This window comes from Myxococcus sp. SDU36 (assembly GCF_030168875.1).
In the GTDB taxonomy this organism is placed as follows: domain Bacteria; phylum Myxococcota; class Myxococcia; order Myxococcales; family Myxococcaceae; genus Myxococcus; species Myxococcus vastator.
In genome coordinates this window covers 3,117,863-3,144,274 of record NZ_CP077414.1, presented here as the reverse complement: position 1 = coordinate 3,144,274, position 26,412 = coordinate 3,117,863, and the positions used below count along the sequence as shown (strand labels likewise).

Genomic DNA, 26,412 nt, shown 5'->3' with positions numbered 1-26,412 from the left:
CTACCTGCTCTTGATCCGGTCGGTGAAGTACTCGAGGTTGGCCCCCGCCTGGGCGTACGCGTCATGGACCAGCCCCAGGAAGCCGTCCTCGCCGAAGGCGCTGCGGCACGCGGTCTCCGCCACGTCGAGGAGCATCGGGAAGCCCCGCTCCGGACGGAGGATGCTGTCGGCCATGGCCAAACGCACCGCGAAGTCGACGTGCTCCCGGTGCGCATAGAACGTGAGTGGCGGCGTGCGCTCGGACGCGCGGAACACACCACACACGACGTTCGGGCAGCACTCGTCCACGAAGGCCTTCGCCAGCCGTGAGCTGTCGCCCTCGTATTCCCACCGGTTGACGACACGCTCACCGAAGCCCGCCAGCGTATCGATGATGATGTACTCGCCCGCGCGCAGCGCGTAGCCCAGCGTCAGGTGACCCCGTTGCTCCATCTCGCTGGTGACGAAGACGAACTTCTGGTGCCGCTGGATGAGTTGCCGGAGCAGGGCCAGCGCGGCCACCAGCAGACTCCGGTAGCCGGAGCCGGACAGCAGCTCGAAAGCGCAGGGATTTCCATGCCCGATGCGCCACTCCGCGGTGGCCTTCTCGACGAGGACTGCCCGTTCGGCATATGTCCGGATGCCACGCCGAGCCAACTTCGACAGCGTGTCATGCCGCGGGCCCGCGGCACGGCGCATCCGGTGGTTGATGCTGGCGATGGCTTCCTGCACGGGGTCGGCGTTCTTCTGCGTCATCTCCTTGCGAAACAGGCGCTGGGAGAAGGTGCCCGACGTGCCTCCGTAGCTCACCAGGGCGATGCCGAGCTGGGTGATGCCCAAGGGCAGGCTTTCGTGGCTGGTCGTGTTGCCATAGACCGCCTCGACCCGTCCCGTGAAGAGCAGTCCGTTGTGGAGGGTCTCCAGTTGGTCCGCCGTGGTCTGGTAGACGCCGGAGCCAGCCGGCGCGCCCGGCCGCGTGGCGATGATGGGGAACACCTCGTCGCGGATGAGGGCTCGGGCGCGTCCCTCCTTGTCGACGGCGCCGGAAATCTCAGACCGGAACCGGTCCATGATGTCCTCGATGTCGAACCCCTGTGACCAGGTGTCGATGTCGAGCGTCCTCCCCAGGTCCTCGCCAAAGGCTTTGCGGAAGTCGTCGTCGCCCACGAGCTCTGCGTCGCCCTCGAAGGGGAAACCACCAGCCATGCCTGCCTCCCTGCTTCACCGATGAAATTCGACCACTGAACCCGCCTGGAGCCGCTCACGACGCGTGAGCATCCGGGCATAGGTCCGCGCTTGTGACAAAGGCAGCCCGAACCGTGCGGCGAGCCGGGCTGGACCTCGCTCCAAATCCGACTCCTTGAGGAATGGATACGCGACGTCGGCGGGCGCCAGCAGCTCGAACGCGAGCCGGTCCGCGCGCCACTCCGCGTGCGCCACGCTGCCGGACTGGATGACGCCCTCGGCGTCCCGGTCCATCAGCTTCACCTGGATGCCAATGGGAAGCTGGTCCAGCGCGAGCGCGAGCTGCTCCGCGAGGGTCGGGGGGCGCATCGCGTCGAGCACCGCCATGAACGACGCGCCATACTTCTTGAGCACACACGCCCGCGGCATCATGTGGTCGAGCACGAAGTGGGAGACCTCGTGCGCCAGGGTGAAGCGCTGGTCGTCTTCACTGTCATTGCTGTCGCGAAACAGCATGCCGTGGCCCTTGTTGGCGACCATGCAGCCACGGAACCGGCGCGGCGTCGCGGGGACTGAATGGTCGATTCGCATTCGGGTGAGCCAGCTCGCGACAGACGCGGACGTCAGCCCTTTCAGGACCACCATCGTCACGACTTGGGACAACGCCCTTCCGGCGTCACGCGCGAGGTTCCGGGGGAACGACGTGGGAGGCGGGAGCCCGGAGGCCGCCACCGCCTCCCTCAACCAGGGTTCGGTCATGTCTGGGGCTCGTCGTCCTTCTCGCGGTCCTGGGCCGCCATCAGCATGCCGCCCTGTTGCGCCGAGCCGTCCGCGGAAGACCCCTGGAAGACCTCCACCACCCTCAGCCGTCCCAGCACCTGGAGCAGCAGGTAGTCATCCACGCCGTGCCGCTCCGCGATAGCGGTCGTCTGCTCGTTGAAGTGCTCGCCTTCCGGACGGCGGCACAACGCCAGCCAGTTCAGCGTCTCCACCGAGCAGCCCAGCTCCTTGGCCAGTCCCTCTTCGGACATGCCTTCGAGCTGTCGGTACTTGTCGAACGCATGGCCCAACATCCAGGCTTCGCTCTTGCTGCGCCGGGCCGCCAGCTCGAGCCATTCAGGATTCGTCATCGGAATCCTCCTTTCCAATGCGCGCCAATCGCTTCATGAGCCGGTCCCGGTGCCGCTTCACCTCGCGCTGTTGCTCCACCTTCGGCAAGGCGCCCAGTCCGAGCACCTTCCCCAGTTCGGGAGTGCTGCTCTCGCCCTGGAGTACGAGCCCCAGGAACTTGCGCTCCTCCGTGCGGAAGTTGATTTGCTCGAGTTTCTTCACGGCGAGGCTGGCCTCCACGGATAGCTCCATGACCTCTTTCGGAGCCGGCGCGCGAAGTGCGAATACCCCGCCAAATTTCTCTTCTCTCCGGACTCGCGCCTGGCTGGAGCGCTGCCGGTCCATGGCCCGTCGCTTGGCCGTATGCGTCAAGTACGTGGACAGCTTGGCGCGTTGGCGGTCATAGCGCAGGGGGTTGCGCAGGTAGTCGAGCACCGCATCAACCGCCGAATCGTAGGCCTCGTCGCCCTGGCAGCTCATCTCATACCGCAGGACTCTCAGGATGGGGTCCATGAACACTCGGAACACATCCTGTGAAGCCAGCGGGTCGTCTTGAATGACCCGCTCGTGCAGCTTCAGCTCCACTTCCCATGTTGGAAAGCTCATCCCCTCACCTCGCCGGGAGACCTGCCCCGTTCTCGGTTTGAATGCGTTGGTGTGTGCTCCTTCGGAACCGATGCCACGAGTTCGACGCAAAGGGCGCTTCGCATTACCGCGCGAGGTTGTCAGTGATTGGGGGGAGTGTCTGTACCTCCCAGGTGGTATGCCCAAAAAATCAAATAAATGGAAGGGGAGGGGGGCGGCACGGCGCGCCACCCATGCCCATACCACTGGGGTGGTAAAGACAGCCCCGGGTCCTGATTGCATCCTTCCCGGCGGATGCAGGTGTTGAGTGGCGCCACCCAGGGCGGCTCGGGGGGACGTTCCGGGAGTGCCACCGACGCGGGGAGCGCCATCAGGCGCGGCAGCGCGCTTCTTCGGGAGACGGGGCAGGGGGCTGCCCGGTTCCGGACGCGGGTGCTGCCGGGGCGAGGTGCTGGCGCCGGGCGGCCTGGAGCATGAGGCCGCCCGGCGTTCAGCGTTCGGCGCGAGGTGGAGGTGCGATCAATCCCCACCTCGGTGAAGCGTCTCAGCAGCCCAGGTTGGCGCCAGGGCTCACGCCCAGCATGCTGGTGAAGCGCTGATAGTTGTCGATGCGGCTCTGCACCTGGCCCGGGTTGCCACCATTGCACTCCAGCGCGCCATTGATGGTGCGGATGGTCTCACCAAAGCCGCGGCCGTCGACCATGGCGCGGTGCGCGGACATGGTGCCGGCGCCGGCCTGCGTGGTCCAGAACCAGAACGCGGAGCGCCACGCGGCGTTGGGGTCCTGGGCCAGCAGGTCCGGGTTGGTGTGGAGCGGCAGCCCCAGCGCGGTGCCCGCGGCGCAGTAGTTGCCGTTCCAGGACAACTGGATGGGCCCACGTCCGTAGTACTTCTTGCCCGCGACGCAGTTGCAGCCCGGCGGGCCCCATGAGCCGCAGTAGTCACCGCGATTGATCTCCTCGACGTACACGTAGTTCCCCGTCTCATGGGCCGTGTTGGCGAAGAAGGCCGCCACCTCGCGCTTGCGCGTCTCCAGCGAGCCCGTGTTGGCGAAGGCCGGGAAGCTGTTCGCGGCGGCGATGAGGCTGCTGTACGTGTAGAAGGGGTTCCGGTTCGGGAACATGGCGTTGAACGTGGACTCGCTCAGGATGGCCGCCAGGCCCGTGCCGGGGTTGCCTCCGCCTCCGTCGATGCGGTCAAACGTCCAGCGCTGGTTCGTGCGCTGCTCGTAGGGGTACTGCACCAGCTCCGTGCCGTTGGCCGTGCTGCCCCAGTACACGTCAATGGCCATGTCCGTGTGACGCGCGCGGATGCTGAACTCGCTGCCCACCTCCTTCACGAAGCGGAACTGCTGGTTCGCTCCGCCGCCATAGCTCCACTGGTGGACCAGCGCGTTCGCCGCGGTGCTGACCTCCTTGATGTCGAGCGCCTTGTTGCTGTTCACGTTGATGATGCTGAAGTAGCCCCCGGACGTGGGCGTGACCCGGAAGCGCTGCGCGTTGGTGCCGTTGCAATCCCATTGCTGCACCTTGGCGCCGTCCGCCGTGCTCGACGAGGCGACGTCGATGCACTTGTTCGTCATCACCGAACGGATGACGTAGGTGCCTTCGGTGATGGTGTCGACGATGGCGGCAGCTTCCACCTGGCCCACCGGTTCGAGGGCGGCGGGCGCTGGCTCGGCGCCACCACAGCCTCCCAGGGCGCTCAGGCCCCCACAGATTCCCAGCAGGGCCAGACTGCGTGACACGAACTTGCCGGACATGCTTGTGCTCCTTGCGGTCGAGGGTTTCTCGGGCGCTCCACGCCTGCGGCGGGCGGAGGCCTTGGCTCCGGGGGACCGGAGCCGCAAGGACTGTACGGCAAACGGTAAATCATGAATAACTGGACAGTGGCGCAGGGCGCGAAGCGTTGAGCAGCGGACGCGCCGCGGCGGCTCAGGCTTGCGGCTGCGCGGCCGGGACGGGGGTCGGCAGCAGCGCGTCCGGGAGCTCGTCTTCCACGCCACGCACGCGCGGAGAGGACCAGGTCAGCAGGACGCAGCCCGCCAGCATGATGCCCAGGGCGACGTAGAGCAGGGCGATGCCGCGGCCCGGTCCGGTGCCCAGCACCTGGCCGAAGGTGCTGGCCAGGGCGCCGTCTTGCGCCATCCAGGGGTCGAAGAGCTTGTCCGTCAACGGACCCGCGAGCAGCGCCGCGATGGGCGGGGCAATCAAGGCGAGCATCCGGCGCGTGGAGAACACACGCCCCTGGATGGCGGGAGGCACCTTGCTCTGCCAGATGGCCTGCGAGCAGCCCATGGCCACCGGGGCGGTGAACATGAACACGAAGGCGGCGCACGCGACGACGAACACGCTGGCGGGGAGCGCCGCGGCCAGCAAGGCCAGGCCCGCGACGAGCTCCGCGCCCAGCACGCCGAAGATGCGCCGCTTCGGGCCTCCCCAGACGCCCATGGTGATTCCGCCCGCCACCATGCCGACGCCGGAGCAGGACACCACCAGGCCCAGCGTCGCCGGGTCCGTGAAGCTCAGCACCAACGGGGTGATGAGCACCGTCACCAACACGGAGACCAGGTTGACGGCGGAGCTGAAGGCCAGCAGGCCCAGCAGGCCGGGCCGCTCACGGATGAAGCGCCAGCCCAGCGCGATGTCCGTCCACAGGGACTTCCTGGCCTCGCGCTGCCCGGCCTCGGGCTGGGGGATGCGCACGCTCAGCAGCGTCGCCAACGCGAAGAGGAAGGTCGCCAGGTCGATGAGCAGCACGCCTTGCAAGCCAATGCTCACCACCAGCACGCCCGCCAGCGCGGGGCCCAGGAGCTGGCCCGCGCTCATGGCCAGCTCCACCATGCCGTTGGCCCGGCCCAGGTTCTGCTTGGAGACCAGCAGGGGCGTGGTCGTGGAGAAGGCCAGGATGCGGAAGGTGCTGAAGGCGGCGCTCAAGGCCAGCGGCGGATAGAAGTGCCAGTTTTGAAGGGCCCACAGCCCGGCGCGATCCGCCGCGACCAGGCACCACATCAACCCAATGGCCGTCATCGCGCCCAGGTCCGCCAGCAACATCACCCGCTGGCGGTTGCGGCGGTCCACCATGGAGCCCGCGACGGGCGCGAGCAGCACCATCGGGAGGAACCCGAAGAAGGACGCCAGCGAGTACTCCGTGACGGAGTCGCTGTTCTGGTAGACGAAGACGCCCACCGAGAACTGGGTGAGCCCCGTCCCCAGTGACGAGACGAGCTGACCCAACCAGATGAGACTGAAGACCCGGGCAGGGTGTGTGACGACGTTCCTGCTTGAGAATGCCATGCCGTCAGCGGGCCTTCCGCGGACATGCGCCGCTCTGTGTCAGATGCATCGCTAGAGTCTTCGTGAGCACGGCCAGGACGTCCATCCGGAGGCCGCGTTCTTTTTATCGGGAACCGCCATCGCTGGAAAAATCGTTCTTATCGTTTATATGGACAAGCTGGCAACGGCGATGGCACAAGCTGCGCTGTATCGAGGGGGCGGGCTCAAGCGTGGTGCGAGCGTGCTTCCTCTTCCGGGTGAAGCGGCATGCTGTCTCGGGGAGCCTTAACCGGAAGCTGTCGACCGGGGGTTCTCCGTGCGCAGTCGGGTGTCGTGGCCGTGTATCAGCCCGGACCGTGTCCAGCGCAGGAGAAGACATGACCGAGCACATCGAGCCGCGAGCTCACCGTTTCCCCACCCTGGTGGACGTGTTGTGTCAACGCGCCGAGTCTCAAGGCGACGCGCTGTTGTATCGCTTCCTGGAGACAGGAGACGTGGACGGCCCGGTGGAGGAGTGGACCTACCGGCGGCTGGATTCGCGGGCGAAGTCGCTGGGGGCTCGGCTGCGTGCCCTGGGCGCGCAGGGGGAGCGGGCGCTGCTGCTCTACCCGCCAGGCCTGGAGTTCGTCGCGGGCTTCATGGGCTGTCTGTATGGTGGCGTCATCGCCGTGCCCTGTTACCCGCCGGACCCCACGCGGTTGGATCGCACGCTGCCCCGTCTTCGCGCCATCGCCCGGGACTGTGGCGCGCGCTACGTGCTCACGACGAGCACCATCCAGGAGATGGCGGAGTTCCTCACGCCGCAGGCTCCCGAGCTGGGGGAGCTGCAGTGGATTGCCAGTGACGCGGTGCCGGAAGCCGAGGCCTCCGACTGGAAGCGCCCGGACCTGACGTCCGAGTCGCTGGCCTTCCTGCAATACACGTCGGGGTCCACGGGCAACCCGAAGGGCGTCAAGGTCAGCCACGCCAACATCCTCCACAACGAGTCGTTGATTACACGCGGCTTCGGGTTGCAGGCGGAGCGCTCGGTGGGCGTGGGCTGGTTGCCCATGTTCCATGACATGGGGCTCATCGGAAAGGTGTTGCAGCCGCTCTACCTGGGCTTCCCGTGCGTGCTGATGTCGCCCATCGCGTTCCTTCAGCGGCCCCTGCGCTGGCTGGAGGCCGTCTCCCACTTCAAGGGGACGTGCAGCGGTGGACCCAACTTCGCGTATGACCTGTGCGCGCGAAAGGCCCGCGCCGAAGACGTGGCCCGCCTGGACTTGAGCCACTGGGACCTGGCGTTCAACGGCGCGGAGCCCGTGCGGCGCGAGACGATGGAGCGCTTCGCGGAGACGTTCGCGCCCGCCGGCTTCCGGCGTGAGGCCTTCTATCCCTGCTACGGCCTGGCCGAGGCGACGCTCATCGTCAGCGGCGGCGTGAAGGGGACGCCTTGCGTGCAGGAGCGCTACGACACCCGCTCGCTGGAGCTGGGACTCGCGAAGCCGTCGGACGACGCGGCGGAGGCACCCACGGCGCGCACGCTGGTGTCTTCCGGTCAGGGCGCGCAGGGCCTGCGGCTCCTCATCGTGGACCCGGAGACGCGGGTGCCCCGGGCCGCGCACGAGGTGGGCGAGGTCTGGGTGTCCGGCCCCAGCGTGGCGGGTGGGTATTGGGATCGCCCGGAGGAGACGGCGCATGCCTTCGGCGCGCGGCTCGCCAGCGGCGAGGGGCCCTTCCTCCGCACCGGTGACCTGGCCTTCCTGTCGCCGGAGGGCGAGCTCTTCATCACCGGCCGCCTCAAGGACCTGCTCATCATCCGGGGCCGGAACCTGTATCCCCAGGACCTGGAGATGACCGCGGAGCGCGCGCACCGCGCGGTGCGTCCCGGCTGCAGCGCCGCCTTCTCCGTGGAAGTGGAGGGCGAGGAGCGGCTGGTGGTGGTCTCCGAGGTGGACGTGCGCGAGGGCTTCGACGGCGCGGCGGTGGTGGGCGCCCTGCGCCGCGCGCTCGCGGACGAGCACCAAGTGCATGCGCAGACGGTGGTGCTGCTCCAGGCCCGGAGCATTCCGAAGACGTCGAGCGGGAAGATTCAGCGCCGCGCCTGCCGTGAGGGCTTCCTGGCGGGCACGCTGGAGGTGGTGGAGGTGTCGGGCGAGGAGGCCGCTGTGGCGCCGGAGGCCGCGCCGTCCGCGCCCCTGCGCGAGCGCCTGCCCCTGGCGGCCGAGGAGGCCCGTCCGGCGCTGCTGGTGGACTTCCTCCGCGTGGAGGCCGCGCGGGTGCTGCGCACGGCGCCCGCGTCCCTGGCGCCGGACACGTCGCTGGCCAGCCTGGGGCTCGACTCGTTGATGGCGCTGGAGCTGCACGGCCGGCTGGAAGAGGAGCTCGGTGTGTCGCTGCCCGTGGCCTTCCTCTGGCAGCACCCGACGCTGGGGGCCGCCGCCGCGCACCTGGTGGACGCGTGGAAGGGCTCCGCCGCGCCCGCCACGCCGCCGCTGAAGGCCGGCGCGCTGGAGGGCGAGTTGCCGCTGTCTCCCGGCCAGCAGCGCCTGTGGTTCCTGGACCGGCTGGTGCCCCAGAGCGCGCTGTACAACGTCCACTTCCAGCTCCGGCTCTCCGGGGCGCTGGACGTGCCCGCGCTGGAGCGTGCGCTGCAAGGGCTCCTGTCGCGTCACGCGGTGCTTCGCGCGTCCTTCCCGGAAGTGGAGGGCCAGCCGCGCCAGCTCCTGCCGCCCCTGCGTCCGCTGGACGTGGCCCGCGAGGACCTGCGGGCGCTGTCTCCCTCCGAGCGCGAGGCGCGGCTGAATCAACTGGCACGGGCCCAGGGGGAGGCGCCCTTCAATCTGTCGGAGGGCCTGCTGGTGCGCGCGGCGCTGGTGGCGCTGGAGGACCAGGAGCACGTGCTCCTGATGACCCAGCACCACATCGTCACGGATGGCTGGTCCATTGGCGTCCTGGCCCGGGAGCTGGCCGCGCTGTACCGCGCGGAGGTGGCCGGCACCGCCGCGTCGCTGGGCGCGCCCGCCTTGCAGTACGTGGACTATGCACGCTGGCAGCGCGGGCTGGACGGCGCGCTGGACGGTCAGCGTGCCTACTGGGCGCGGAAGCTGGCGAACCTGCCGCGCCTGGAGCTGCCCACGGACTTCCCGCGTCCCCGGGAGCCGGGCTTCCGCGGCGCGCTCCACCGCTTCGCGCTGCCGGCCGAGCTGGTGGATTCGCTGAAGGCGGTGGGTCGGAGCGAGGGCTGTACCTTCTTCGTCACGCTCGCGGCGGCCTGGGCGGCGTTGCTGCACCGCTACAGCGGCCAGGACGACTTCGGCCTGGGCACCATCTTCGCGCAGCGTGACCGGGCCGAGCTGCGTGACGTGGTGGGGTTCTTCGCCAGCACGCTGGTGCTCCGCGCGGACGTGTCCGGCGTGCCTCGCTTCCGGGAGCTGCTGGGCCGCATGCGGCACACGTTCCACGAGGCCCTGGCCCACGCGGACCTGCCCTTCGAGGAGGTGGTGGGCGCGTCGCGCGCGGTCCGCGGCGGCGACAACCCGCTGTTCCAGGCGAACCTGGTGCTGGAGAGCCTGCCGGCGGTGGACATGGACGTGCCGGGCATGCAGTGGCGCCCGGTGCTGCCCGTGCCGGACGGCGCCGTGGAGGGCACGGCGAAGTTCGACCTGCAGCTCGCCGTCGTGGAGACGCCGCGGGGGCTGGAGGGCGCGCTGGAGTACCGCTCGGACCTCTTCTCGGCCGAGACGATGGCGCGGCTCGCGGGCCACCTGGAGGCGCTGCTGCGGGGCATCGTCGCTGCGCCGGACGCGCGCGTGGAGGACCTGCCGCTGCTCGACGAGGCGGAGCGCCGCGCGCTGCTGGAGAACTGGAACGACTTCACGGCGCCGCTCTCCCAGGAGCCGTCGCACTGCATCCACGCGCAGTTCCGTGAGCAGGCCGCCCGCACGCCCGACGCGGTGGCGGTGGCCGCCGAGGATGGGACGCTCACCTACGCGGAGCTGGCGGGCCGTGCGTCCGCGCTGGCCTTGCACCTGAGAGGCCTGGGCGTGGGCCCCGAGGTGCGCGTGGGCCTGTGCGCCGAGCGCTCGGCGGAGATGGTGGTGGGGATGCTCGGCATCCTCGAAGCCGGTGGTGCCTACGTGCCCCTGGACCCGGATTATCCCCGGGAGCGGCTCACCTACATGCTGGAGGACTCGGGCGCGCGCGTGCTCGTCACGCAGTCCCACCTGGCGGGGACGCTGCCCGTGGATGGCCTGCACACCGTGCTGCTGGATACGGCGGCGCCCTCCGCGGCGGCGCCCCTGTCGCCGCTGGCCCTGGGGACCACGCCCGGCAACGCGGCGTATGTCATCTACACCTCGGGCTCCACGGGCCGGCCCAAGGGCGTGGTGGTGCCGCACGGGGGCGTGGCCAACTTCTTCGCGGCCATGGACGTGCGCGTGGGGCACTCGCCCGCGGGTGCCTGGCTGGCCGTCACCAGCATCTCCTTCGACATCTCCGTCCTGGAGTTGCTGTGGACGCTCACCCGCGGCTTCAAGGTGGTGGTGCAAGGGGAGGGGGCCTCGCTCAAGGCGCCCGCGCGCGCCGCGGGGGCCCGGAAGCGCCCCATGGACTTCAGCCTGTTCTACTTCGCGGATGACGCGGAGGCGTCGCGCGGGGAGAGCAGCTACCGGCTGCTGCTGGAGGGCGCGAAGTTCGCGGACACCCACGGCTTCGCGGCGGTGTGGACGCCGGAGCGCCACTTCCACGCCTTCGGCGGCCTGTACCCCAATCCCTCCGTGGCGGGCGCGGCCGTCGCCGCCGTCACGAAGCGCGTGGCCATCCGCGCGGGCAGCGTGGTGCTGCCGCTCCACCATCCGGTGCGCGTGGCGGAGGAGTGGTCCCTGGTGGACAACCTGTCCGGCGGGCGCGTGGGCATCTCCGTCGCCTCTGGCTGGCACGCCAATGACTTCGTCTTCGCGCCGGAGAAGTATGAGAAGCGCCGCGAGCTGATGATGGAGGGCCTCGACACCGTGCGCCGGCTGTGGCGTGGGGAGACGGTGCGCTTCCCGGGCGGTGGCGGCGCGCAGGTGGACGTGAAGCTGCGCCCCCGGCCCGTGCAGGCGGAACTGCCCGTGTGGCTCACCGCCGCGGGCAACCCGGAGACGTTCATCACCGCGGGCCGGCTGGGGTGCAACATCCTCACGCACCTGCTGGGGCAGACGTGGGAGGACCTGGAGAAGAAGCTGTCCCTCTACCGTCAGGCATGGCGAGACGCGGGCCACGCGGGTGAGGGCCACGTCACCCTCATGCTGCACACCTTCATCGGCGAGGACATGGCGACGGTGCGCCAGGTGGTGGAGCAGCCCTTCCGCAACTACCTCAAGAGCTCGGCCGACCTGATGCGGGGCCTGGGGAGCACGCTGGGCATCGACATGGATTCCGCCACGGAGGCGGACCTGGACCGGCTCGCCGGCCACGCCTTCGACCGCTACTTCGAGACGAGCGGCCTGTTCGGCACGCCGCGCTCGGTGCGTGAGCGCATCGGCCAGCTCCAGGCCCTGGGCGTGGACGAGGTGGGCTGCCTCATCGACTTCGGCATCCCCGCCGACACGGTGCTGGCCAGCCTGCCGCTGCTGGACGAGGTGCGGCAGCGCTGCGTGCGGGACAGCCGCCGCGCGGGCACGGCGAAGACGATTCCCGAGCAGCTCCGCGAGCACGGCGTGACGCACCTGCAGTGCACGCCGTCCCTGGCGCGCGCGCTGCTGTCGGAGCCCGAGTCCGTCGAGGCGCTGGGAGGTCTGCACCGGCTGATGGTGGGCGGCGAGGCCCTGCCGGGCGCGCTGGCCGCGTCCCTGCGCAAGGCGCTGCCGGAGTCCGCCGAGCTGCTCAACATGTACGGCCCCACGGAGACGACCATCTGGTCCTCCACGGCGCGCGTGGCCACGGAGGAGACGGCGGCCGTTGTCTCCATTGGCACGCCGCTGCTGCGCACGAGCTTGTACGTCCTCGACGCACGGCTGCGGCCGACGCCGGTGGGCGTGGCGGGGGAGCTGTACATCGGCGGCGCGGGCGTGGTGCGCGGCTACCTGGGCCGGCCCGAATTGACGGCGGAGCGCTTCATTCCGGACGCCTGGGCCCGCGAGCCCGGGGCCCGGCTGTACCGCACGGGTGACCGCGCGCGGTGGCGGCCCGACGGCACCATGGAGTTCCTTGGCCGCGTGGACCACCAGCTCAAGGTGCGTGGCTTCCGCATCGAGGCGGGGGAAATCGAGGCGGCGCTCACCGCCCAGCCCTCGGTGCGCGAGGCGGTGGTGGTGGCGCGCGAGGACGTGCCCGGCGACGTGCGGCTCGTGGCCTACGTGGTGCCCGCGCAGGGCGCGGCGGTGGACGCGTCCGCGCTGCGCGACGCTTTGGCGCAGCGGCTGCCGGAGCACATGGTTCCCTCGCTCGTGATGGAGCTGCCGACGCTCCCGCTGACGCCCAATGGCAAGGTGGACCGCAAGGCCCTGCCCGCGCCCAGCGTGGCGCGCGCCGCGAAGGCGGCCTTCGTGGCGCCGCAGGGGCAACTGGAGGAGCAGATTGCCCAGGTGTGGCGCAGCGTCCTCCGCGTGGAGGCGGTGGGCGTGCATGACAACTTCTTCGACCTGGGCGGCCACTCGCTGCTGATGGTGCAGGTGCACGCACAGCTCAAGTCGGTGCTGGGGCAGGATTTGCCCCTGCTGAAGCTGCTGGAGCACCCCACCATCAGCACCCTGGCGCGCTTCGCGCGGCAGGAGCCCGCGGCGGCGCAGTCCCAGGTGGAGGCGGCGCAGGACCGGGCCAAGCGGCAGTTGGAGAGCCTCAAGCGTCAGCGTCAGCGCGGCAGGAAGTAGCGCGGGGCGTAGAAGAGGCGGAGCGACGAGTCCGTGGGAATCACGAGGCTCGTCGTCGCCGCGCCCGGCCTACTGCACTTCGCGCGTCAGCTTGGAGTCCCACGGGCACCAGTGATTCCCCGGGAGGAACGCGCCGCCCGCCTCGTCGAGGTGGTCTTCCACATACGTCATGTTGGCATCGCAGACTTCGATGGCCATCGAGAAGAAGCGGATGGTGCTGGGGTCCAGGTGGAAGGAGAACTTCGGGTTGTACTCCGCGGCCCGCTTGATGATTCGCCCGTGCACGTGGACTTCGTTCCGCTCCTCGCCCGAGAGAATCCGCCGTGCGTGTGAAATCGTCTTTTCGTCGGCCAGCTCGATGATGAACTCGAGGTTGGGCTGGCTGTGCTGCGTGAAGGCGAAGCGCACCGTGTTTGCCATTGCATTCCTCCTTGGGGATAGGGCCCCATATAGGAGGTTGTCCTCATGCGTTTGAATGACCTACCGGGAGGGTAGGTGTGTCTTGAACGCGGCATCGTCGTGCGCCAGGGCCTTCCGGATGGCGAGCTCCACGGGGCAGGCGTCTTTCTCCGCGCGGTCGAGCTGAAACGGAGCCGCGGGGAGGAGCGGCGGCTGCGCCATGAAGCGCGGCCGGGCTCCGCGGTGCGGCTGCGCGGCGTGGACCAGGAAGGGGTGGCAGAGGTACACCGTGCCGGCCTCACCCGTGGCGTGCGCGAGCTGGCGGTGCGCCGAAACGTCCAGCTTCCCGGCGAGCTCCATGAAGCTCATTCCCGTCTCTCCCGCGGGGGCGAGCACGCGGGCGATGTCCTGGTGCGAGCCCACGCGGAGGCGAGTGGGGGCGTCGTCCTCACCCACGTCGGAGAAGAGGAAGAGCATCAGCAAGGCACGGCCACGTGAGGCCACGTTCACCCGCCAGGAGAAGAACGAGCTCGGGTCCTCCCCTGGGAAGCTGGCATCGACATGCCAGCCGTCGTCTCCGGGCGCGTCCGGGCTGGGAAAGCGCACGGGGAACGTGCCCAGGCTGCCTCGGGGGAGCCAGCGTCCGGGCCCCACCAACTGGTCGAACGCGCCTCGCAGCCGGGGGGTGTTCGCCGCGTGCCGGAAGGGCTCCTGCGAAGAGTCCCCGAGCCGGATGACTGGCTGCGTCCAGGTGGCCGGATTGTCCGGCGCGCAGCCCGTGTCTCGCCAGAGCAGCGCTCTGCAGGTGGCCGCCAGCTCGCGAGGAAACGCCTGGTCCAGCCGGACGAATCCACTCTCGATGAACTGCTCCACTTCGCCTTGGGAAAGTTCCATTCGGGTTGCCTCCTTGCGGTCCGGGGCCGCGGACGGTCGGCGCTGAATTCCCTGACAGTGCGCCCCTGAGGGGCCGGCCGCACGTGGGGACATGCTTGGATGGCTGGCGATTCCCTCACTTCGCCGGAGCCACGCCATGCAATGGAGAGTCTTGCCCTTCGTCCTCGCCCTGTCCCTGGGGGCCTGTTCGGGGCCGTCGGATCCCGAACCCGAGATCCCGCGGCCGTTGAAGGTCGTCCTCTTCCCCTACATTCCAGACTCGGCGGGGGATGGCTTCGCCAGCCTGAAGCAGCGACTCGAGGCGGACTTCGAGCGAGCGCATGCGGACATCGACGTGGACATCGTGTTCGACGCGAACCTGGACCTCTATGACCTGGATGAAGGAGGCACCCTGAACCAGCTCCTCGGGCAGGGAGCAGGGGCCGCGCAGGTGGTGGAGGTTGACACGCTCATCATGGGGGACCTCGTGTCGAAGGGCTGGGTGCAGCCCGTTGCCCTGGAGGCGGGGGCCGCGCATCCGGCGGCGGAAGAAGCCGTCTCCATCGCGGGCCAGAGCTACGGCGTGCCGACCTACCTGTGCAGCTACGTCGTCTACTCGAACAGCCCCCACCTGTCGTCGGCCACGGATGGCGATTCCCTGGTCCAGATTCTCACGGACGTGGCACCGGGGATGCGCCCGCTGGCGGCCAACTACAGCGGAAGCTGGACGCTGCCCTCGTCCTACCTGGACGCCTGGGCTGACACGAACCCCACGGGCGTGTTGTCCCATGCGCTGTCACTGCCGCTGGACGCGCCCACGCTGGAGTCGTTCGAGGACGTGGTGAAGAGCTGTGAGCTGGAGGCAGGCGTCAACCCATGCCTCGACGGCACCTATGCGGACAATGCAAAGGCGGAAGAGGCGTTCGCCGCGGGGCAGGCCAACGGCTTCATGGGCTACACGGAGCGCCTGTTCTTCGTCCGGAAGGCCAACCCGGGCATGGCGCTGCCGGAGGTCATCTCCGTGCCGCTGGGCACGGGCTCCGCGCCCGCGGTGTTCGTGGACGCGCTGGTGCTCAATGCGCAGTGCACGGGGACCTGTGCCGAGGACGCCCGCGCCTTCACCGACTTCATGAAGGACCCGGCCGTGCGCAGCCTCATCGCCTTCAGCGAGGACGCGCCGCGGGGCACGACGCCGCGCTATCTGCTGCAGGCCTCTCGGGCCTTCTATGAACAGGAGCCCGCGCGCGGGGACCCGATGTACCAGAAGTATGCGCGGTTCCTGAGTGGGGCGCGGCCCTATCCCAACCAGGGCTTCCCGCAGAACCGGAAGACGCTCCAGGCGGCGCTGGTGGATGCGCTGAAGTAGAAATACAGACGCGGTTTGACGGCGCGGAGGCTGTCGCACCTGGGGCCTGGGCGGCGAAGGAAGGGGCAGGCCGGCGTGATGCCGGACCTGCGCCACGCCGAAGGGGGCCCCATGCCGTCCATGACCTGACGTGTTGTCACGACCCAGCGAGAGCTGGACGACGCGCTCCGCGTCCGTTGGGCTGTCTTCGGAGGTGAGCTGGAGTTGATTCCAGGGAGGGCCCCGCCCACCCGACGGGAGGTGAACGGCTTCGACACGCTGCGGACCACCACGCACCTGGTCGTCTATGTGGAGCAGGAGCCGGTGGCGACCGTGCGGATATTGCTACCGAACGCCGAGGTGGCGTCCGTGACGGGCGGCGTGCTGGGCGTTGAGATGGAGCAGCGGCTGGACTTGTCGGGCCTCGGCGGGCCGGGACGGGTGGTCGCCGAGGCCTCGCGCTTTTGCGTGCGTCGGCCGTGGCGGCACTCCGAGGCCGTGGTGCTGCTTCAAGCGGCCTTCTACGCGGAGAGCCGTCGGCGGGGCGTTACAGACTGGCTTGCCGCGGCGAACCTGGAGACGGATTCAGAGGAAGATGCGCGCCTCATCCAGAAGGCCTTTGCCCACCACGGTTGGCTGAGCCCGCGCTGGCGGATGAGGACACCCGGAGCATCGGTGACACCCGTCGTGTCGAACATGCCCTTCTACTCAGCCGAGGAAAAGGCGCGTGCCCGGGAGGGGCGATGGGAGACGTTGCGACTGCCCCGGTCGCCCGTGCTCGTGGCCCGGCGAATGGGCGCACGGTTCATCTCCGAGCCTCTTTATGACGCGGGCTTTCGGCGGTTCACGCTCCCGCTCATCGCAGCATTGGACGACATTCCCACCAGGACATTGGCGCGGTTCGCCGCGCTGATGCCCGAAGGGAGCACGTACCACTCTGGAGGTAGAGACATCTCCCCTTGACCAGACCATTCTTCCGCATCAGCAGAGATGTCGAAGAGTGAGGATGGCCGTGGACGGGCAGGTCGCGACTCCTGATGTGAGGCCGAACGCAGGTCGCCGTGGGCAGGCCCACGGTTTCGTGCGGCTTGCCTCAAACCGGCTTCAGGAGTTGGGCGACCTGGTGCATGAAGTCGGCGCGGGATACACACTTCAATCGCCCATAGATGTCCCGCACGTGCACCTTTGCCGTGTTGGGCTTCATCCGGAGCGCTTCGGCGATCTGGTCTGTGTTCATATTGTTGGCCATGGCTTCGGCGACTGCAGCCTGCCGCTCGGTCAGTTGCCGGGCCAACTGGATGGGAAGCGAGATGGACTTGGGGAACTCGTTCAAGAAGAGCCCCCACTGGCGTGGACCTTCGTGCGGCGGCAATTCGATGAACGTGACGTGCAGCGACTGGTCGTTCTGGTGGAATTCCACTGTGTCGCTGCCGTCCCGCTCGAGGTGGTCCATCCGGACCAGGGCCTTCAGCCGGTCCACGAAGGAGCGCGGGAGCCCAGCGCGAGTTCGTGGGGCATGCGCGAACCACGCATCGAGGATTTCGCTGGCTCGCCGCGAGCGATGCACCTCGGAAGCCGCGGCATCCAAGATGATGAACTCGAAGCCCTGGCGTTGCCCCAACGCTTCCAGGAGGCGGTATCCCGTCAAGGCGCTGTCAAGGATGTGGGAGTTGCGAATCGCGACTTTGAAATGGCGCGAGAGGAGCTGCATGGCTCCTTGTTCCTTCCTGGAAAAGGGGCGGCGCTGGTCCCGGTACGCCGTAATTCCGCAGAACACACCCGCGTCGATGTTCAGCAGCACCGCCATGACCTGCTCCAAGTTCACGCCAATCTCACGGCTTTGTTGATAGAGGAGGCTGTGCTCCAGCGCTCTTCGGGAGAGCATCTCCTCGTCCCGAAGGACCGTATCAGCCTGGCGCACCACCGACTGGAGGACGAAGTCATTGGCCTTCAGCGATTCATACTGGGCCAGCAGTTCGTTTGGCGCCCCTGCCTCTTCAATCCACTGGTACTCCACTGGCCGCCCTGGCGTGACGATGCACATTGCCCAGTAGTCCGCGGGGATGAGGCGGGCGAGCGGAGCCTGCGCCTGGCTCAGCATGTCCGGCAGGTGCTTCGATTCGTGGAGTGCGAGAGCGACATCGTGGGTGAGCAGGAACTCACGCGAATTGAGGCGAATTGACGCGACCATTTATCACTCCGGCCAGTAGCTGCACCGATGGACAGCATAGACGTTCAGGTCCTGAATAGGCCCCCTGACACTGTCTGTCAGTACCACCGGGGAGGTAGACGCCACCCCCTTGTGCCCGAGCTGACCTGTCGCTAGTCGAAGGCGCGCACGGCCAACTTCTGCGCCATCTTCACGAAGGGGCGGGGCGGCCCTCCACGTCGGATCCATGAAGCCAGCACTACTCCCCTGGAGGTATGTGCGGCTCCGCGAAAACTCCGTACCGTCCTTTGAATGGTCAGGATCCTTCATTCAGCGGATTGGCAGATGGGGCTCCGAGCCCGTCATGTGGCTCATGTCGCGGAGGACGTGCGGAAGGCGCGACTGGAGGCCGCGAGCAACGTCATCAGCGCGGCCAACCGGTCAAAGGTGGACGCCGTCGTCCTGGCGGGTGATATCTTCGAGCACAACGTTGTCGAGGATCGTGTCGTCCATGCGGTCATCAAGGTGCTCGCGGGCTCTCGCGCGCCCGTGTACATCCTGCCCGGCAACCACGATGCACTGACGCCCGACGCCGTCTTCCGCCGGGCCTCCTGGAAGCAGCGCCCGGAGCACATCACCGTGCTGGATGGGAACGCGGCGGTGCCCGTCCCGAACACCGATGCCGTGTTGCTCCCCGCGCCACTCCGCCAGAAGAAGGGCATGAAGGACCCCACCGCCGGATGGGAGGTGGCGTCCAGCCTGGACGCGATTCGCATCGGCGTGGCGCATGGCTCCCTGCGCATCGAAGGCAAGCACGCCGCGGACGACTTCCCCATCGCACTGGACGCGGCGGCCCGCGCTGGCCTCGACTACCTGGCCTTGGGTCACTGGCATGGGCAGTACATCCACGACGGTCGTACGGCCTACTCGGGAGCTCACGAGACGACGAAGTTTGGTGAGGAGGGTTCGGGGCAGGCGCTGCTGGTGGAGCTCTCGTCGCGGGGCGCCGGGCCCCGGCTGGAGCCGATTGCAACAGGGGCGCTGACCTGGAGGACGGTGGAACTGGACCTGAGCCAGGGCCACGAGCCGGAGGTGGCTCGGGCTCGGGAACTCGTGGCGCAGCTGGCACGCCCCGAAAGGGCGCTGCTGCGCATCCACACCACGGGACTCTCCTCCGAGGACGCCTCATCCGGGTTGGAGGCGTTCCGTGAGGAGCTTCAGGGGAGAGGGCTCCTCCATGTCTTCATTGCGCGTGAGGATGTCCCACGCGCCAAGGCAGAGGGGCGCCTCGCGGACATCGCGGGTTCGAGCAGCCTGGTCTCCTCGTTGCTTGAGGGGCTGAGCAGACCGGCCGCGGCTGGGCCAGGTGCCACGCCGGAGCCCGTCAGGCTCGCGGCCAGACAGTTGCTGTCAGAGCTGGTGATGGAGGTGTGGAAATGATTCTGCGCAGGCTTTGCGTCCAGCACTTTCGCTGCTTCCGGAGCCCCGTGGAGCTGCAAGGGCTGGGAACGGGCATCCATGTCATCCACGCGCCCAATGAGACGGGCAAGTCGAGCCTCATCCTGGCCGTCGCCAGGGCGCTGTTCGACCGCCATTCAACGAAGGACCGGGAGATGCACCTGCTTCGTCCCTGGCAGACGAAGCTCTCTCCGCGGGTGACGCTGGAGTTCGAGACGGGAGGAAAGCGCTACCGGCTGGAGAAGGCGTTCCTGGATGGCGCCAGCAGCGTCCTGGATGAGTGGACGGGGAGCCGGTTCGAGCGGCTCGCTGACTCGCAGGAGGCGGATGCGTTGGTCCGAGGCTTCCTCGTCTCCAGCGTGCCCGGAAACGGCGTGACGAAGGTGGGCAACTGGGGGCTGGCCCGGCTGCTCTGGCTGAATCAGTCGGCAGAGCGGTTCGACCTGCCCGGTCTCGATACACCGCTCAAGGCCCGCCTCCTGGAGACGGTTGGCGTCGCCGCCCTGAGCAACGAGGAACAGTCCCTCCTGCATGCGATGGAGAGGGCCTACCGCCGGTTCTTCACGCCCAAGGCGGGAAAGCGCGTCGCCGGAAGCGACCTCGAACGTGAGGGGGCTCGCGTGCGGGAGTTGCGCGAGGCGGCGGCTCGGCTGACCCAGCGGCTGGCGGAGATCGAGCAGCTCGCCAGCGAGAGCATGGACCTGGGCCAGAAGCAGCGCTCGCTGGCCGAGGAACGGAGGGCCCATGAGCAGCAACTCGCCAGCTTGCACGAGCGCATCGCGGAGGAGGAGAAGTTGGAGCAGCAGGCGGCGCTCCGGGAGAAGGACGTCGAGCGTCAGCGAAAGGAGTGGCAGGCGCTGGACCAGAAGCAGCGAGCGCTTCTCGCGCTCCAGCAGAAGATAGCCCAGCAGGAGGAGTTGCTGGCTCGCAACGAGCCGGCCTTGAAGGAGGCCCAGGGGCTTGTCCGGCGCGCCGAGGACGGGGCTCGGGAAGCACGCGAGCGACACAAGGCGCAGCAGGGGGAAGTGGAGCTGGCGGAGCAGCGCGTGGAGCGAGGACGGCTCCTCGAGGATGCGCGCGCCTCCCTGGCGGCGCAGCGGAAGTTGGACGCGCTCGTCAAGCAGGGGACGCGGGTGGAGACCGGGGTGGAGAATGCCCGGCGCAAGGCCGCGGCGCTGAAGGCGCTTCCAGAAACAGAGGTGAAGCGCGCCGAGGAGGTGCAGCGCAAGCTGACTCAGGCCCTGGACAGGCTGGACGCACAGGGCGTGGAGGTCTCCTTTACGGCCGAGAGCCCGCAGCGCATCGAGTGGGAGGCCCAGGGGCACACCACACCGCACAAGCTCACCAGGGAGGGCCAGAAGGTCTTCTCGGGGGTGCGCGCGGGTTCACTGCGCATCCTGGGCGTGGGCGAAGTCCGCGTGCGCACCGCGGCCGAGGAGATTGGCAAGCTCGAAGCGGAGGTCGAGAAGCACAGGAAGGACCTGGCGCGCCGCCTCCATGAGCACGGAGTCGATGATGTGGTGGGCCTGCGCGCGGCGTGGCAGTCCCAGCAGGCCGTGCTTCAGGAGCTGTCGAAGTACGAGGAGGCACGGAGCCAGTTCCTGGAGGACCACAAAGTCGAGAGCGTCGAGGTGCTCAGGGAACAGCAGCGTGAGCAGGCACGGAAGACCGGGGCGCTGAGCGCCCAGCTCAACCTTTCGCGGGAGGAGCTTCAGACCCACTCGTTTCCCGAGCTGAAGGCGCTGACGGAGGAGCTCAAGGCCCGCAGGCAGGAGGTGAAGGTTCGGGACAAGGCGCGGGAGGAGGCGGAGGGGGCGCTCCGGACGACAGAGCAGCACCTGAAGGTCGTCACGCAGGGGCGCAACTCCGCGCAGGCCGCGGCCCAGGCGCTGGGCTTGGAGCTGAAGACCCAGCTCAACACCCTGGGCTTGTCGCTCGAAGGGTTGGGCGCGGAGGTCGCGCGGGCGGAGGCGGAGCTGGGCCGCTTGGAGAACATGGTCAAGGGGCTCCGAGCGCAACTCCCCGGCCCGGAGGCGCGCGCCACGTTCGCGCGGAAGAGGCTGCAGGACACGTTGGAGCGGATTGGCGGCGAGGAGAAGAAGAACCAGGAGGAGCGCATCCGGGCGCAGGCGTTGCTGGAGCAGGCCGCGGCGGACGGACTGTACTCACGGCTCTGTGAGGCGGAGGAGAAGCTGGCGCTGGCGGAAGCCTCGTACCAGCGACTGGAGACACAGGCCCAGGCAGCGGAGAGCCTCCGTGCCATGTCCCACGCCTGGCAGGACCAGGTGAACCAGACGTTCGTGGCGCCCATCGAGGAGGAGATCCACTCTCGCCTGGCGTATATCCGTGGAGGAGGGCGGCCCGAGCGACTGCAATTGGACGCGGAGTTCAGCGAGGCACGGCTGCAGACGGCGGAGGGGCCCTGGCCGCTGGAGGGCTTCTCGTGGGGAATGCGCGAACAGACCCTGTTCGCGCTGCGGCTGGCGCTCGGAGAGCTGCTGGCCAGGAAAGGGCCGCGACCGGAGCCACAGCTCGTCGTCCTCGACGACGCACTGGTGAACACGGACGCGGCCCGGCACCAGCGCGCGCTGGAGGTCATCGAAAGCGCGGGGGACTCGTTGCAGATCCTCATCCTCACGGCCTTCCCGGAGCGCTACCGGACCCTCCGGGGCGTGAAGGAGTTCGACCTGAAGGCCCTGGCCCAGGCGGCCGGAGGGCCTTGAACCGACGTCGGACGGAGGCGATGCGCACCATCTGCCAGGTAGCTCCTCGACAGCGGCGGGCACGGCATCAACAATGCTGGGATGATCACGCTCTACGGCTTCGGCCGCGTCAACTCGAAGGTCGTCGGCCTCACGCGCGATTTACGCGTCCTGTGGGCGCTCGAGGAACTGGGCGTGCCCTACCGGGTGCACGGCCTGGATCATCCCTCGGGGGAACACAGGAGCGAGGAGTACCAGCGGCTGAACCCCTTCATGCAGGTGCCGGTGCTCGAGGACAACGGCATCGTGCTCACCGAGACGGGCGCGATACTGCTGTACCTGGCGGAGAAGACGGGCCGTTTGCTGCCTGCGGATCTCCAGGGCCGCGCCCAGGTGACGCGCTGGTGCTTCGCCGCGCTCAACACCCTGGAGCCGCCGCTGTTCCAGATCGTGATGATTGACCTGCTCGGCGCCGCCGACCCCACCGGCGCGCAGCGGCGCCCCGGGCTGGTGACGTGGGCCGAGCACGCACTGACAGCGATCGAGGACTGGCTTCGGGAGCGTTCGTATCTCACCGGCGAGGCATTCACCGTGGCGGACATCCTGATGACCACGGTGCTGCGCGAGGTGCGCAACGCGGGCGTGCTCAACGGCTTCTCCCGGGTCTCCGCCTACCGCGAGCGCTGTGAGGCACGGCCCGCCTGGCGGCGGACGCTGGACGCCTATGAGCAGCGCCTCGGCGCCCCGGCGGGCAGCGCGCGCTAGCGGCGCCCTGTGTCACGGGCGCCGCCAACGGAGCCCGGGGGGCGGAGCTCGGAGGGGGGCTCGCGGCCCAGCTTCCGGTACTCATGTGCGAGCGCCTCCAAGATGTCCGGGGATTGGATGGAGCGCCCCGCCTCACGCGCGATGAGCGCGGCCGTCAGCACCACGTTGCGAATCTGCCCTCCGGCCAGGTCCGCCGTCGCCGCCAGTCGGCTCAATTCCCTGGCGGGGAGCTCGTGCGCCGTGCCCAGGTGCGTGCTCCAGAGCGCGCGCCGCTCGGCGGGTCCGGGCAGGGTGAAGTCGATGATGGCATCGAGGCGGCGCGTGAACGCTGAATCGAACCGGCTCTTGCTGTTGCTGGTCAGGAGGGCCACGCCGTCGAACGCCTCGATTCGCTGGAGCAGGTAGTTCGTCTGGGCGTTGGCGAACCGGTCATTCGAGTCCTTCACGTCGGTGCGCTTGGCGAAGAGCGAGTCCGCCTCATCGAAGAGCAGCACCAGGTCGGCATGCTCGGCCCGCGCGAAGAGCTGCGAGAGGTTCTTCTCCGTCTCACCGATGTACTTGCTCGTCACCGATGCCAGGTCGACGCGGTAGAGCGGCAGGCCGAGCTTCGTCGCCAGCCAGCCCGCGGCGAGCGTCTTGCCCGTGCCCGACGCGCCCATGAAGAGCGCCCGGACCCCCGCGCGGTAGCGCACCGTCGCGGAGGGGCCCAGGCCGTCCACCAGGTCGTCTCGCGCGCGGCACCGCGCCAGGAGCAGCTCCAGCTCTCGCTTCACCTGGGGCACCAGGACGATGGCGTCGTCGTGGATGGCGTCCATCAAGGGCTCCGCGAGCGTGCTCATGCCCTCGGACTCCGCCACCCACGCCGCTGCGAGCACGTCTTCGAGCTCGGGCGCCCGCCGCCCGTCCAGCTCCGCCTTCTGCCGAGCCAGCCGGCCCAACTGGGCAATCCGTCCCGCGCCCTGGCGGTGCCGTCGGGCCAGCTCCTCCGCGAGCGCCGGTGCGCTCAGAGAGGACTCCCACAGTGCTCGCCGCTCCTCGCGGGGAGGTCGTGGAACGGACCAGCGCAACACCGCGCGCTCCGCCGCGTCGAGTGTGCCCTCCGGACCGGTGAGGGCCAGCACGGGGCCGCCGTAGTACGGCAGGTTGGGCAGGACCTTCCGCTCGCCGGGCCCGAGCTCGTGGACATGGATGGGGAGCAGTCCTCGCTGAATCAGGAAGGGCCCCAATCCCGGCTGCGGCTCCGCTCCAATGAAGAGGGGCGCGCGCCCGAGCGACATGGCGACCGCCGCCGCCACGGTGCGGGTCTCAGAGAGGGACGTGCCGCGCAGCACGAGCGTCGACCGAGGCGTGTCCGCGAGAAAGCGCGCATACCGGTGTACGCCGTCCATGATGGAGGGAGGCAGCGGTACTTCCAGGTGGTGGGCCGAGCCGAGCGTTGCCCCAGGCCAGGTGACGTCGTGGTCGGACAGCGCCAGGAAGAGCGGCAGCGGCATGGCCAGCGTTTGTTCGCACAGTGGCAGCTCCTCCCGGAGGCGCGTCAGCAGCCCGCTGCCCAGGGCCGCTCCGGCGGTGAGCAGGAGCAGTGCCTCCTGTCCCACGGAAGCGGCTGGCGCCAGCGCGCTGGACACCAGTCCCAGCGTTGGCCGGGAGGCCCCCACGGGCGCTTGAAGGTACGCGACGGCCCGGCCCACCATCGGGTCCTGCTCGACGGCGGCGACCAGGACCACGGCCAGGAGCTCCACCAGCGAGAGCCCGAGCGCTTCGCCGAGCATCACGAGTCCAGCATCCTCGGAGCCTGGACGTGTGAGGCGCTCCCGAGCGCGAGCGACCCAGTCCCGCCCTGCTGCGTCCAGGTGCTGTCGCAGGAAGCGCAGCTCGATGGCCTCTCCATCCCCTGAGTCCTCTTGTGTGAGGGCCAACGCCGCGAGGACCGTGGTGCGAAGGGGCAGGGAGGACGTCGTCATGCTCCGGTCTCGTCGGATGGGTAGTGGTACTGGATGACGCGGGCGAGCCAGGGCACCCAGCCCGGGTTGACGTCGAGCCCCGCGCGGCGGATGCGGATATCCACCTGCGAGGCCGCGAAGACGATGTCCAGATGCGTGCGGGTCGTGACGAGGCGGCCGGGACGGAGGACGAGCGCTCTGAGTCCCATGTGTGCCAGCCGTCGCGTGACGCCGCCCACCGCGAGGAGGGTCGCGCGCAGCAAGAGCGTGGCGTCATCCCAGGGGAGTCGATGCGCCAGGGGCGTCGGGAGGCCTCGGTCGAAGGGTGATGGCAGCGCTTCCCCGTGAGCTGCCGAGGCGAGCGGTATGCGGGTCCGTGCGTCGAAGGCGACGCGGCGGCCCTTGGGTTCGCGGACGAGACGGAACGGTGCTCGTGCACCGACGCCTGCCTGGAAGCGGACGGGGAGGACGAAGGGGCTGGGCTCGGGCAACGGAGCCGTGGCCTCCTGGAGCACGCGGAGCAATGGGTCCGTCGAGGGAACACCCAGGCGCTCGGCGACGTGCCGGAGGAAGCGCTCCGGGACTCCAAGGTCGGCCAGGGCGGGATGGCCTTCCAGGAAATCCTGGAGGCCCAGTGCGTTCAGCATGGGCACGAGGAAGAGCAGCCCCCCAGCGACCGTGGGGAGCGCTTCCTCCGTCGCGTGGAAGAGGGGCGTGTCTTGAGGGGTGGGTTTGATGTCTCCGGGCGCATCGCCGGTGCCTCTGGGCGTCTCTCCTGTGTCCGCGAGCGCGGGGCGTGCCGTCTGCCGCGGAGCCGCTGTCACACTCACGAGGGACGCGGAGGTGCCGTCCATGGACCTCGTTACCTTGGCTGAAGAGCGCGCGTCGGAGAGCGCCCGAGAAGATTGTGGCGACGACGCGGCGGTGCCCGGAACCACGCCCGTGTCGGCGGGGACCGTGGGCGCGTCCGGCTTCGGAGGGGCTTGTGGTTGGGGCGGTTCCCGTGGCGCGGGCAGGTGTGCCGAGGGGGAAGCCTGGAGCGCCTCCAGCACCCGCCATGCCCGTGCTGGAAGCTGGGGCGCGGCCACCCGGGAGGGCATGCGCGTGCAGAGCGCCACCGCGGCCAGCCACAAGGCACGGGCATCGCCGGGGCCCCAGGCGCGTGTCCAGTGCGCGAGCGTGCTCCGGAGCGGTTCGGGGACCTGCTCCGCCGCGCCCACGTCGTCCAGGGGCAGCCTCGGCGCCGGGCGGGACGGGAGGTGTCCCCACCAGGCTCGGACAAGCGCGGGTCCATCCTGCCATCGCAGCGCGCCCAACAAGGGGGCCAGTGCGCCGAGCGCGTGCAGCTCGGAGACGAGCGTCACCGCGGCGGCCTGGCCAGGCCCCGTCCGCAAGGCGCTGGCGAGCGCGAGGCGGAGCGCGTCGTCCCGGGACGTCCCGGTGAGCAGGCCAGGAACAGCCAACCGCCAGAACCAGGCGTCCAGGGGCAGCCCCCGGGCAAGCCGGGTGGCCAGCAGCACGAAGGGTTCCAGCTCATCCCGGAAGTAGACCGCCTGCGCGGCGGCGGCGGACCGTGACTCCGCATGCACCGCCAGCAGCGCCACCTCACGCACGCGTTGCTCCACGACGAGCGAGAGCGTGGCCGGGCTGCGGTCCGCGTGAATCGTTCCGAGCGGCAGCCGGCGGATGAGCAGCACCTGGCCTCCGGGAGCATCCGGAAGGGAGGCGGTGCGCAGTGCGTCCTCCAGGAGGACCGCCCCTCTCTGGACGAGCGCGTGGCTGGCCGCCGCGAGCTTCACCTGACGCACTCG

The 26,412-nt window shown here is 69.1% G+C and carries 17 protein-coding genes; 6 read left to right on the top strand and 11 right to left on the bottom strand.

Annotation, left to right across the window (positions count from 1 at the left end):
- The 6 genes from KGD87_RS12120 to KGD87_RS12095 all read right to left on the bottom strand — a co-directional run bounded on the left by KGD87_RS12120 (nucleotide 1) and on the right by KGD87_RS12095 (nucleotide 6,155).
- Nucleotides 1-1,185, bottom strand: a complete 1,185-nt coding sequence (locus KGD87_RS12120; protein WP_284667606.1) for a hypothetical protein — start codon at nucleotides 1,183-1,185, stop codon at nucleotides 1-3.
- A 15-nt stretch (nucleotides 1,186-1,200) separates the two neighbouring features.
- On the bottom strand, nucleotides 1,201-1,923 hold the full coding sequence (locus KGD87_RS12115) for an ImmA/IrrE family metallo-endopeptidase (RefSeq protein ID WP_284667605.1): 723 nt from the start codon (nucleotides 1,921-1,923) through the stop codon (nucleotides 1,201-1,203).
- A complete protein-coding gene (locus tag KGD87_RS12110; protein ID WP_284667604.1) occupies nucleotides 1,920-2,294 on the bottom strand; it encodes a hypothetical protein in 375 nt (124 codons plus the stop codon). Before KGD87_RS12110 ends, KGD87_RS12115 begins: the two co-directional genes overlap by 4 nt.
- The gene (locus KGD87_RS12105; protein WP_284667603.1) at nucleotides 2,281-2,880 is read right to left on the bottom strand and encodes a sigma-70 family RNA polymerase sigma factor; all 600 of its coding nucleotides are present in this window, start codon (nucleotides 2,878-2,880) and stop codon (nucleotides 2,281-2,283) included. Before KGD87_RS12105 ends, KGD87_RS12110 begins: the two co-directional genes overlap by 14 nt.
- 523 nt (nucleotides 2,881-3,403) lie before the next feature.
- Entirely contained in the window at nucleotides 3,404-4,621 is a 1,218-nt protein-coding gene (locus KGD87_RS12100) for a glycoside hydrolase family 19 protein (protein WP_284667602.1), read from the bottom strand.
- A gap of 172 nt (nucleotides 4,622-4,793) precedes the next feature.
- The gene (locus tag KGD87_RS12095; protein WP_284667601.1) at nucleotides 4,794-6,155 is read right to left on the bottom strand and encodes an MFS transporter; all 1,362 of its coding nucleotides are present in this window, start codon (nucleotides 6,153-6,155) and stop codon (nucleotides 4,794-4,796) included.
- 356 nt (nucleotides 6,156-6,511) lie between these two features.
- Between KGD87_RS12095 and KGD87_RS12090 the strand changes: the two genes are divergently transcribed.
- On the top strand, nucleotides 6,512-12,967 hold the full coding sequence (locus tag KGD87_RS12090; RefSeq protein WP_284667600.1) for a MupA/Atu3671 family FMN-dependent luciferase-like monooxygenase: 6,456 nt from the start codon (nucleotides 6,512-6,514) through the stop codon (nucleotides 12,965-12,967).
- Nucleotides 12,968-13,036: 69 nt separating this feature from the next.
- Here KGD87_RS12090 and KGD87_RS12085 read toward each other — a convergent pair whose 3' ends face one another.
- Both KGD87_RS12085 and KGD87_RS12080 read right to left on the bottom strand, forming a co-directional pair.
- The gene (locus KGD87_RS12085; RefSeq protein WP_284667599.1) at nucleotides 13,037-13,387 is read right to left on the bottom strand and encodes a BP74-related protein; all 351 of its coding nucleotides are present in this window, start codon (nucleotides 13,385-13,387) and stop codon (nucleotides 13,037-13,039) included.
- 60 nt (nucleotides 13,388-13,447) lie between these two features.
- Nucleotides 13,448-14,260, bottom strand: a complete 813-nt coding sequence (locus tag KGD87_RS12080) for a phytanoyl-CoA dioxygenase family protein (protein WP_284667598.1) — start codon at nucleotides 14,258-14,260, stop codon at nucleotides 13,448-13,450.
- 136 nt (nucleotides 14,261-14,396) lie between these two features.
- Here KGD87_RS12080 and KGD87_RS12075 point away from each other — a divergent pair, with 136 nt between their 5' ends.
- Both KGD87_RS12075 and KGD87_RS12070 read left to right on the top strand, forming a co-directional pair.
- Nucleotides 14,397-15,605, top strand: coding sequence for an extracellular solute-binding protein (locus KGD87_RS12075; protein WP_284667597.1), 1,209 nt, complete (start codon nucleotides 14,397-14,399; stop codon nucleotides 15,603-15,605).
- A 153-nt stretch (nucleotides 15,606-15,758) separates the two neighbouring features.
- A complete protein-coding gene (locus KGD87_RS12070; RefSeq protein ID WP_284668628.1) occupies nucleotides 15,759-16,547 on the top strand; it encodes a GNAT family N-acetyltransferase in 789 nt (262 codons plus the stop codon).
- A 130-nt stretch (nucleotides 16,548-16,677) separates the two neighbouring features.
- Here the strand turns inward: KGD87_RS12070 and KGD87_RS12065 are convergent, their stop codons facing one another.
- Nucleotides 16,678-17,775, bottom strand: coding sequence for a helix-turn-helix transcriptional regulator (locus KGD87_RS12065; RefSeq protein ID WP_284667596.1), 1,098 nt, complete (start codon nucleotides 17,773-17,775; stop codon nucleotides 16,678-16,680).
- A 270-nt stretch (nucleotides 17,776-18,045) separates the two neighbouring features.
- Between KGD87_RS12065 and KGD87_RS12060 the strand changes: the two genes are divergently transcribed.
- The 3 genes from KGD87_RS12060 (at nucleotide 18,046) to KGD87_RS12050 (ending at nucleotide 22,658) form a co-directional block, all read left to right on the top strand.
- On the top strand, nucleotides 18,046-19,173 hold the full coding sequence (locus KGD87_RS12060) for a metallophosphoesterase family protein (protein WP_284667595.1): 1,128 nt from the start codon (nucleotides 18,046-18,048) through the stop codon (nucleotides 19,171-19,173).
- Entirely contained in the window at nucleotides 19,170-21,914 is a 2,745-nt protein-coding gene (locus KGD87_RS12055) for an AAA family ATPase (protein ID WP_284667594.1), read from the top strand. The genes KGD87_RS12060 and KGD87_RS12055 overlap by 4 nt, the downstream gene beginning before the upstream one ends.
- An 81-nt stretch (nucleotides 21,915-21,995) precedes the next feature.
- Nucleotides 21,996-22,658 (top strand): glutathione S-transferase family protein, encoded by a 663-nt coding sequence (locus tag KGD87_RS12050; RefSeq protein WP_284667593.1) that lies wholly within the window; start codon nucleotides 21,996-21,998, stop codon nucleotides 22,656-22,658.
- Here KGD87_RS12050 and KGD87_RS12045 read toward each other — a convergent pair.
- Together KGD87_RS12045 and KGD87_RS12040 are read right to left on the bottom strand one after the other, a co-directional pair.
- On the bottom strand, nucleotides 22,655-24,622 hold the full coding sequence (locus KGD87_RS12045) for an ATP-binding protein (protein ID WP_284667592.1): 1,968 nt from the start codon (nucleotides 24,620-24,622) through the stop codon (nucleotides 22,655-22,657). The two genes, KGD87_RS12050 and KGD87_RS12045, sit on opposite strands and share 4 nt — an antisense overlap.
- Nucleotides 24,619-26,409: a hypothetical protein gene (locus KGD87_RS12040; protein WP_284667591.1), complete on the bottom strand. Its 1,791-nt coding sequence runs from the start codon at nucleotides 26,407-26,409 to the stop codon at nucleotides 24,619-24,621. The genes KGD87_RS12045 and KGD87_RS12040 overlap by 4 nt, the downstream gene beginning before the upstream one ends.
- Nucleotides 26,410-26,412: the final 3 nt, after the last annotated feature.

Bases quoted from the DNA above. Each gene is read 5' to 3' on its own strand.
- KGD87_RS12120 (WP_284667606.1), bottom strand. From the start codon at position 1,185: ATGGCTGGTGGTTTCCCCTTCGAGGGCGACGCAGAGCTCGTGGGCGAC.
- KGD87_RS12115 (WP_284667605.1), bottom strand. From the start codon at position 1,923: ATGACCGAACCCTGGTTGAGGGAGGCGGTGGCGGCCTCCGGGCTCCCG.
- KGD87_RS12110 (WP_284667604.1), bottom strand. From the start codon at position 2,294: ATGACGAATCCTGAATGGCTCGAGCTGGCGGCCCGGCGCAGCAAGAGC.
- KGD87_RS12105 (WP_284667603.1), bottom strand. From the start codon at position 2,880: ATGAGCTTTCCAACATGGGAAGTGGAGCTGAAGCTGCACGAGCGGGTC.
- KGD87_RS12100 (WP_284667602.1), bottom strand. From the start codon at position 4,621: ATGTCCGGCAAGTTCGTGTCACGCAGTCTGGCCCTGCTGGGAATCTGT.
- KGD87_RS12095 (WP_284667601.1), bottom strand. From the start codon at position 6,155: ATGGCATTCTCAAGCAGGAACGTCGTCACACACCCTGCCCGGGTCTTC.
- KGD87_RS12090 (WP_284667600.1), top strand. From the start codon at position 6,512: ATGACCGAGCACATCGAGCCGCGAGCTCACCGTTTCCCCACCCTGGTG.
- KGD87_RS12085 (WP_284667599.1), bottom strand. From the start codon at position 13,387: ATGGCAAACACGGTGCGCTTCGCCTTCACGCAGCACAGCCAGCCCAAC.
- KGD87_RS12080 (WP_284667598.1), bottom strand. From the start codon at position 14,260: ATGGAACTTTCCCAAGGCGAAGTGGAGCAGTTCATCGAGAGTGGATTC.
- KGD87_RS12075 (WP_284667597.1), top strand. From the start codon at position 14,397: ATGCAATGGAGAGTCTTGCCCTTCGTCCTCGCCCTGTCCCTGGGGGCC.
- KGD87_RS12065 (WP_284667596.1), bottom strand. From the start codon at position 17,775: ATGGTCGCGTCAATTCGCCTCAATTCGCGTGAGTTCCTGCTCACCCAC.
- KGD87_RS12060 (WP_284667595.1), top strand. From the start codon at position 18,046: ATGGTCAGGATCCTTCATTCAGCGGATTGGCAGATGGGGCTCCGAGCC.
- KGD87_RS12055 (WP_284667594.1), top strand. From the start codon at position 19,170: ATGATTCTGCGCAGGCTTTGCGTCCAGCACTTTCGCTGCTTCCGGAGC.
- KGD87_RS12050 (WP_284667593.1), top strand. From the start codon at position 21,996: ATGATCACGCTCTACGGCTTCGGCCGCGTCAACTCGAAGGTCGTCGGC.
- KGD87_RS12045 (WP_284667592.1), bottom strand. From the start codon at position 24,622: ATGACGACGTCCTCCCTGCCCCTTCGCACCACGGTCCTCGCGGCGTTG.